The 2,571-nt window shown below is 69.8% G+C and carries 1 protein-coding gene and 1 CRISPR repeat array; the gene reads right to left on the bottom strand.

The window, feature by feature from the left end; all coding sequences use genetic code 11:
- Positions 1-707 (bottom strand): pentapeptide repeat-containing protein (locus tag ACIRO3_RS36860; protein WP_404144136.1); only part of this gene is annotated, 707 nt, incomplete at its 3' end.
- Between the two features lie 532 nt (positions 708-1,239).
- A CRISPR array of direct repeats spans positions 1,240-2,427; the repeat unit is 28 nt; unit sequence GGATCACCCCCGCGTCGGCGGGGAGCAC.
- Positions 2,428-2,571 lie beyond the last annotated feature (144 nt).

Below are 2,571 nucleotides of genomic sequence, written 5' to 3' on the forward strand. Positions count from 1 at the left end.
TCTCCCACCTCTTGAACCTGGGAGACCAGGCTATGACCCCTGAAGCGGCGTCGGGCCACGGTCGGGAAACCGGTCCCGCACGCTGCCAGAGAGGCCGAGAACTGCGCCCCACTGAACCCGGCGTCCTCCGAAAACTGCGCCCGCTCGAACCATGCATCGCCGGAGAACTGCGCCTGCTCGAACCAGGCCTTCCTGGAAAACTCCGTCCCACCGAACCCGGCGTGCCTGGAGAACTGCGCCCGGCTGAACCAGGTATCGCCGGAGAACTGCGCCTCGCTGAACTGGGCGTCGCCAGCGAACCGCGCCCGGTCGAACCCGGTGTTCCCGGAGAACTGTGCCCGTTCGAACCCGGCGTCCTCGGAGAACTGCGCCTCGCCGAACCATGCGCTCCCGGAGAACTGCGCCCGGTCGAACCCGGCGTTCCGTGAGAACTGTGCCCGGCTGAACCCGGCGTTGCCTAAGAACTGCGCCTCGCCGAACTGGGCGTTCCCTGAGAACTGCGCCTCGCCGAACTGGGCATCGCCAGAGAACTGCGCCCGATCGAACCGGGCGGAGCCGAGGTGGAGGTTTGTAGTTGTGGGGTCGCGCAGGGCGTGGAGGAGTGAGATGAGGAGTGGAAATGGGTGCCGCGATGGTCGATGTCGGCGCCGGGCGCCAGGCTGGCCAGGTAGGTGTTGCGGTCGGTATCGGTCAGGTGGGCCAGGCAAGCGGTTTGGCCGGGAACGTGGATGCCAGTGCAGCCGACGGGGTCGGTGGCGGGGGCCGCGCCGTGTGCGCAGTGCGGCCAAAGCGGCGCCGACGGTATGGGGGCCGGTGGTGTGATCATGCGGTGGTGACTCCGATGGTGTGTCTCGTGACGGGCGGGGAGAGCCGGGCGTTGCTGCCTGGATCAGATCCTGCCGCCGTGCAAGGCGTCATACGCCGTGATTGGGGGCCGGATACTCCCTGGCGGATGAGCTGGCACCGGAGCCACCGCACGTACGCCAGACCTCCCTGCTCAAAAACCGGGTCAGGGTGCTCGGCCCCGGCCGCCTGGCACCCCCATCACCCGGAACAACCTCGCATTCTGGCAGCGCGAGTAGAGGCAAGCAAAGCACGGGAACGCTTGTCCGTAGGACGAAGGTCAACTGATCGGGACGTCCTCGCCCATCTCGCTTTCGTGGGATCCCGGTGTGGGGGCGGCACGGTCCAGGCAGTCAGGGAGAACCGGCGGTGGTGCTGGCGGACGACGGAATCGATCGAACCAACCCCGCGTCGGCGGGGAGCACCCGACAGGGAGGAACGTCCCCCACGTCTTCGCCGGATCACCCCCGCGTCGGCGGGGAGCACCGGGCTTCGATCTCGGGGAGGGCGTACATGGTCGGATCACCCCCGCGTCGGCGGGGAGCACACCCTCGTAGGCCAGCCCGGCGACACGATCGACGGATCACCCCCGCGTCGGCGGGGAGCACTCGGGCATGATGTGGGACATCGGGGTCCTGTTCGGATCACCCCCGCGTCGGCGGGGAGCACTCGTGGAGCCGCTGGAGCGCGCCGATCAGGATCGGATCACCCCCGCGTCGGCGGGGAGCACTCGTGGAGCCGCTGGAGCGCGCCGATCAGGATCGGATCACCCCCGCGTCGGCGGGGAGCACGAGATGCCGAGGGTCTTGAACATCTCGGCGACCGGATCACCCCCGCGTCGGCGGGGAGCACGGCCATGTCTCGTGCGTCCCGTGCCCGGACCGAGGATCACCCCCGCGTCGGCGGGGAGCACCTTCCCCTCAATTTGACGAGAAGACCCGGTGTCGGATCACCCCCGCGTCGGCGGGGAGCACGGGAGGGCCGTCACCGGTTTGGAGACGGCCCTCGGATCACCCCCGCGTCGGCGGGGAGCACCGCGTCACCCAGGTCGAGCGGCCCCATGCGGTCGGATCACCCCCGCGTCGGCGGGGAGCACGTCAGCTTGTGCTGAACCGGGGCGCCGTCCACCGGATCACCCCCGCGTCGGCGGGGAGCACGCGTACTCCTTGTGCGTCCGCGAGCAGTACTCCGGATCACCCCCGCGTAGGCGGGGAGCACGCCGGTGGCCTCCGCTCGGCCTCGACCTCGACCGGATCACCCCCGCGTCGGCGGGGAGCACCCGGGGTCCTCCTGGATCAACTGCTCGATGCGCGGATCACCCCCGCGTCGGCGGGGAGCACGAGTTCGGCTCTAACCGCGCCGTTGCCCAGCACGGATCACCCCCGCGTCGGCGGGGAGCACTCGGCTGGGGCCAGCTCAACGCTCGCCGCAGCCGGATCACCCCCGCGTCGGCGGGGAGCACTTCAGCAGGTGCCGGGCCAGTTCCTCCGCCGACGGATCACCCCCGCGTCGGCGGGGAGCACTGTATCTGGCGCGGCTGGTCCGTGATCTGGACCGGATCACCCCCGCGTCGGCGGGGAGCACCCCTTCGCGACCTGCCCCTTCTCAGAGGATTTGCAATTCGATTACCATAGCTCGGTCGGTCATGGTCGGAGCTTACGGAGCGCCGAGCTGCCGTGGGGCCGCTTGTTGGTCGCTGGTTTCGAATCGGCCGGGAGGGCCGGACCT

Origin of the sequence: Streptomyces sp. NPDC102278, from assembly GCF_044766345.1 — a bacterium.
GTDB lineage: Bacteria > Actinomycetota > Actinomycetes > Streptomycetales > Streptomycetaceae > Streptomyces.